A 5830-nucleotide genomic window follows, 5' to 3' on the forward strand; every position below is an offset into this window, starting at 1 on the left:
CTCAAAGGTTATTAGCCGCAGATATACAGCTAGTTGCCTACAATCGCACCCCAGAAAAATTAGCACCACTACAAGCAGCTGGGGCTGAAATTGTCACACATCCGCGCCACGCCATTCGTGCTGCTGAGTGCGTCATCCTCATGCTTACTAATGCCTCGGCCATTTATAATGTGTTGCTTTCAGATACGGCTTGGCAAACTCTGGAAGGGCGCACGATCATCCAAATGGGAACAATTACCCCCACACAAAGCCAGGAAATTAGAGATGCAGTTGTTGCAGGTGGTGGTGAATATTTAGAAGCACCCGTATTAGGGAGTATCCCGGAAGCAAAAGCTGGGAAGTTGAGTGTTATGGTAGGCGCCGAACCAGAACAATATGAACGCTACTTCAAGTTACTCCAAAATTTTGGCACAGAACCTTTACTTATCGGGCCAGTGGGATCTGCGGCGGCGCTGAAATTGGCACTAAATCAACTAATAGCTTCCCTAACAACTAGCTTTGCTTTGAGTCTAGCTTTTATCCAGCGTCAGGGTGTCGATGTAGATGTATTTATGCAAATATTGCGCGACAGTTCACTCTACGCACCTACCTTTGACAAAAAGCTACAACGGATGTTGGATGGCAATTATGCTGATCCGAATTTTCCCACAAAACACTTGCTTAAAGATACAGAATTGTTTATCTGTGAGGCGAAATCTCGGAGTTTGGATCTCAGCAGTATTAAAGGTGTGCGGCAAATTTTGCAAACAGCCGTGAAAATGTCATTTGCTGATGATGATTACTCATCACTATTTTCTGTAATTAAGGAATGGGGAGAAGCGATCGGGGAATAAATTTTTCGTAGAGCCTGGGCGAATAGAATTCGCGGCTATACAAACAAAGCCCACCTCCGTGGGCTAAGAGAACATTAAGGTTTTTAACCCGCAAAGGCGGGTTTTGCCTGTATAGACAAGCCAGTGCGTTGGGCGGCTCCGCCGACTTGTTCGCGCAGCGTCTCCCCTTCTCCCAAAGGGAGAGGCTAGCGCCAAGGGAGAAGCAACTGGCGTGCGGTTTCTAACCGCCCTTTTAACGTTAAGTTGACTGAATCCTTAATAAGGATATTACTGCCCATTAGTAGTAGTTGATGGTGGCAATTGTGGAGACTCAAGCTGAGGCTGAGGCGAAGGTTGAGGATTGAGAAATTGCTGCCAAGCTTTAATTTGCTCTTGCGCCGGACTGTAAGCAGCACTACCGCGTGGAATCGATTTGGCAATGTCAATCCCTCTAGCAATATCAGACTGACCTTGAGAACGTGCTATTTCTAACAATTGCTGACTCCACTGGTCAATAGCCTGATTCGCATCCAGACGTAAGATGCTATTGTTTGAAACCCGATCTGCCAGTCGTATTGCCTCAACTAAGGCTTCTGGCGTACCAGCCGCCCCCACTTCCTGGGCTTTTTTCCAGTTTTCTTTGGTGCGGATTTGACCTTCCCAATCATTTATCGCAGCTTGTGCTTCCCCAGAAAGCGCCCTTCCCGACGAGGCAATTTGTTGAGCTGCGCCAATGGCGGCGGTGAGATTTCCACTCTGAGCTAGTTCTTGTGCCTGATCCAAGTAGGGCTGGTCTTGAATTCGCTGAATCTTTCCTACCCAAGTCCGAACTTTTTTCTGGGCTTCTGGATATAATGCACGACCTCTACGGATTTCGTTGGCCTGAGCGATCGCAGCTTGCAAGGAGTTAATATCCTCAAATACCGCTATCTGGTCGGCGCGGTCTAAGTAAGGCTGGTCTTCAATTGTCTCCACTTGGGCACGCCAGCGACTCATCTCTTGCCTCGCTTCTCTGGCTCTGGGGTTACTAGCAGGGATGAGTTCTACTTGGGCGATCGCTGCTGTTAAATTAGGAACTGTTCCCTGACTAGCCAATATTCTCGCTTTTTCTAAATTGGCAACATCTTCAATTTCCAACTGCCAACGAGCAATGAGTTGCTGTGCTTCGTTATACACTGGTCTGGAAGGATCAATTTGTTGTGCTTGGGCGATCGCAGCCTCTAAACCAGAAACATTCCCGATCCAAGCACTCCTTTTCGCGTCAGCTATGGCGAGAAAGTCATCTGTTTCGGCTTGTAGTTTTGCACTTTCCGGTATTTGTCTGGCAATATTCAGCGCCTCATCCGCATCCCGGTTGTCTAGTTTTGCCTGTGCCAATTCCAGCATTTTGCGTCCAAATTCGGGAATCGCTGACTGAGCTTTTTGGTAAATATAACTTTCCTGCCCAATCGACTCCGCTAACTTGATCGCTTCTAGTAAATTATCAACTACTTTACTACTTGCTAAGTTTTCAGCTTTGCCTAACTTATCGCCATCTTCCCGCGCTCTGGCAATTAGAAGATTCAATTGGTCGTATTTAATACTCGCCCAGTATTGATTGTCTACGCGCAGCATTTTCGCGGATAACATGAATGCCGATTGCCAGTGCCGTTCCTTTACTTCGGCGATCGCACCATTGTATGTAGCTTCTGCCTTTGACCAAATCGACTGCCATTTGCCAATTTGTTCATCAACTAATTTATAAGCAACCACGTCTTGGGGGATTTTCTCAGCTGTTGCGATCGCTTCCTCTAAATTCCCAGTTTGGAAACTTTGATCAGCTAACTTTAAAATATCCCGTGACCATTCTTCGATGAAACGGTCAATTTCTCCATGCAACGGGTGATTTTGTGGTAGTTGCTTCACCAGAGCGATCGCTTGCAATAAGTCGTTCACTGTCTCTTTAGAAGCCGCTAACTGAGCGCAGTGTAGCCGCACAGAAGCACTAGCTAGAGGCCAGAAAATCGATGGGCAATTAGGGGCAGTTGGCAACTTCAGCAGCATTGCCACTGCCAATAATCCGACACTGCCGGGAATCAACATTAGTAATACTAGCCACAACGTCCAGCTTTTCATCCAGCGTGGCCATTTCCCAGAACTTTTACTGAGTTGAGCAGTTTCTTCTGAATGACTATTTATATGTAATCCTTCTCTACCAGACGCTTTGCGATCCGGATCGTTTTTTTTTCGCCGCTTCACTGACTTGGAGGTAGAACCAGTAGCTGGAACATCAAATGGTTGAGTTTCACCGAATTCTTCTGTTCGGGATAATCTTGTGTTTTGATCTGGCTCTCTTCCACTGGCTGAAGACCAACTGTCTGGAATATCCCGCTCTGTCATCTCTCACACCAAAATAATTGAATAGCGCTCTGTTTTAGGTTGATAATTCCATTGTTGACATAGTAACTTTCTCATGATTAAAAAGCTACTTTTTTGATTATCTCTCTCCACAGAGTACCATTAGCAAGATAAAAATTCAGTGCTAGTTTATACGTTATCCTAAAACAGTAGATTCAGCTTGCAAATCGGCAATTAGTTGAGCTAACTGGTCGCTACTTGCCTGATAAACATTGCCGCAAAATTCGCAAGTTGCTTCAGCACCATGATCTTTAACAATCATATCTTGCAGTTCAGCTTCTCCCAAAATCTTCAATGCCCCCAAAACGCGATCAAAAGAACAACCACAGTGGAAGCGCAGCATTTGCCGTTCGGGAAAGATTACCAGCCCCATGTCTCCCAACAAGTCATTAAAGATTTCAGGTAACGTCTTCCCAGCTTGCAACAATGGCGTAAATCCTGCTAACCCAGCAACCCGTGATTCCAACGTTTCTACTAAAGCTTCGTCTCTAGCAGCTTTGGGCAATACTTGTATCAGTAATCCTCCAGCCGCCGTTACTCCAGTTGCTCCCACAAACACACCTAAAACTAAAGCTGAAGGTGTTTGTTCAGAATTTACTAGATAATGAGCCACATCATCGCCAATTTCTCCAGAAACTAGTTCAACAGTACTAGAGTATGGGTAACCGTAACCAATATCCCGGACAACATAGAGATAGCCACCACCCACTGCACCACCAACATCTAGCTTACCTTTGGCATTAGGAGGCAATTCCACCGATGGATTCCCGACATACCCGCGTACCGTACCATCTAAGCCTGCATCTACCAATATGCCACCCAAGGGTCCATCGCCCTTTACCCGAACATTGACCCTTGACCCAGTTCGCTTCATACTAGAAGCCATTAACAAGCCCGCCGCCATAGTTCTACCCAGTGCTGCCGTTGCCACATAAGATAGCTTGTGACGCCCCCGTGCTTCTTCTGTTAAACGTGTGGTGATCACACCTACGGCACGAATTCCACCTTCGGCTGCTGTTGCACGAATTAACTGATCCGCCATGAATAACCTTACATTTCTTAACAAGTTCACTTTGTCTATTCTAAGTTCTCTGCTGGTAGAAAAGTGACGTAGTGGGGTGTTACGCAAATAAACGGCTGTCATTGGTCATTAGTCATTATTTATTTGCAAAGGACTAATGACTAATGACAAAAACTATTTGCAATATTAGAAATAGCGATGTCTCACCTTTAGGTAATCCTAGAAAAATGCTGGGTAATTTTCAACAAAGTCAACTGCGAATCGAAATTGAAGCACCAATAGATGCAATTCGTGACAGTCTGCTGCATCCGGTGCAACTAGAAAAATGGCTCTTAGGGCAACGCTTTGCGCCAGGAATGCCAGAAGAACTGCTTCCCGGATTCCAGTTTACTACCTGGACTGGACCAGTTGCGATTCATCATCAAGTAGACCTTGTGAAATCCAACTGCCTCCGCTTAGTACTCAGCGGAGGCATTGACGGGTTCCACGAATGGTACTGGGGAGAAGGTTGGGTACAATCCCGCTTGGAAGGAGTTTCACTTTTGCCCTTAAATTTGGGTCAAACTTTGAGTTTGTTGAGCTTGCGTCAGTTTTTGGCAACTCAAGAGGGTTGAATCGACTGAACGTAGGGACAAGGGGGATTTTCCTTGTCTCTATGTGTCTTCTCAATCAGCCGACAAATCCGTTAAGGTTTTTTGGTGTTGAGTTACCTTGCGGGAAGCAAGCTACTACTTTGTCATTTTCTCTTCTAATTAACAAGTAGTTAAGCAAGGTTAAAAGGTATAAAAATACTATTTAATCTCTGCTATTTATTAAGATGCCTTGCAGATCATCGTTAGTATTAATACGCATGATAAGTAGGTCGGCACGATAAAACCCATGTATGTTTAGTTTTGTAAAAACTCTGGAATCACTGATTTATAAGCTGTTGGCTGATTTTACATTTCATCACATAGATTGATTTTTCAACGCCGACTTACTTAATTGTTTATTTAGTATAAAAAACAAACTCGCATTCAGCGATACTTAATATATATCCATATGTTATGTATAAAATTAAAATTATAAATTTTACTTCACAGAGATAAAATTCATCCTTTTTCAAAAAAATAGTATAATTATTAGCTCAGTAGTATGTTTTTCAAGCACTCATAATATTTCTTTGTTAAAAAAATAATTTTTTTATCTAGCTAGTTTCACTTATATAATGTTCCTAACGGCGGAGAAAAACTCATAAATATGCTTTTTGCATTCATGAGTTTGGTCTGACGTTATCTAAATCCCAACAATCAAGTGAGAACTAAAAACATGCAAAGCACACTATTTACCGAACTAACCACCATTGAAGAAACCAAGCTTTCTGGCGGAAAGAAGACGAAGAACGTGGTTAAAGATGCCACTATTGGCCAAGGCGGCAATGCAGTAGGAGGCAATAGTATCTTCGGCAGCGGCGGTAATGGCTCTGGTGGGAATGGTATCGTATATGACTATAGCAAAAGCAAAAACACTATTGGCCAAGGCGGCAATGCAGTAGGAGGCAATAGTATCTTCGGCAGCGGCGGTAATGGCTCTGGTGGGAATGGTATCGTATATGACTATA

The 5830-nt window shown here is 44.2% G+C and carries 4 protein-coding genes and 1 pseudogene; 3 read left to right on the forward strand and 2 right to left on the reverse strand.

Annotation, left to right across the window (positions count from 1 at the left end):
- A partial coding sequence (locus V7K25_RS08465; protein WP_335156897.1) for an NAD(P)-dependent oxidoreductase occupies window positions 1-833 on the forward strand: 833 nt, incomplete at its 5' end.
- A gap of 267 nt (window positions 834-1100) precedes the next feature.
- Here the strand turns inward: V7K25_RS08465 and V7K25_RS08470 are convergent.
- Together V7K25_RS08470 and hslO are read right to left on the reverse strand one after the other, a co-directional pair.
- Entirely contained in the window at window positions 1101-3191 is a 2091-nt protein-coding gene (locus tag V7K25_RS08470) for a chromosome segregation ATPase (protein ID WP_335156899.1), read from the reverse strand.
- Window positions 3192-3345: 154 nt separating this feature from the next.
- Window positions 3346-4251, reverse strand: a complete 906-nt coding sequence (hslO, locus tag V7K25_RS08475; RefSeq protein WP_335156901.1) for an Hsp33 family molecular chaperone HslO — start codon at window positions 4249-4251, stop codon at window positions 3346-3348.
- Window positions 4252-4457: 206 nt separating this feature from the next.
- On the opposite strand from hslO, the gene V7K25_RS08480 reads away from it, so the two are divergent.
- Window positions 4458-4844: a hypothetical protein gene (locus tag V7K25_RS08480; protein WP_335156903.1), complete on the forward strand. Its 387-nt coding sequence runs from the start codon at window positions 4458-4460 to the stop codon at window positions 4842-4844.
- 694 nt (window positions 4845-5538) lie between these two features.
- Window positions 5539-5830: pseudogene (locus tag V7K25_RS08485) on the forward strand (hypothetical protein); the annotation flags it as partial.

This window comes from Nostoc sp., from assembly GCF_036919495.1.
In the GTDB taxonomy this organism is placed as follows: domain Bacteria; phylum Cyanobacteriota; class Cyanobacteriia; order Cyanobacteriales; family Nostocaceae; genus Nostoc.

What these genes read in the sequence shown, in the direction of transcription:
- V7K25_RS08470 (WP_335156899.1), bottom strand. Translation starts at nt 3,191, where the DNA reads ATGACAGAGCGGGATATTCCAGACAGTTGGTCTTCAGCCAGTGGAAGA.
- hslO (WP_335156901.1), bottom strand. Translation starts at nt 4,251, where the DNA reads ATGGCGGATCAGTTAATTCGTGCAACAGCAGCCGAAGGTGGAATTCGT.
- V7K25_RS08480 (WP_335156903.1), top strand. Translation starts at nt 4,458, where the DNA reads ATGCTGGGTAATTTTCAACAAAGTCAACTGCGAATCGAAATTGAAGCA.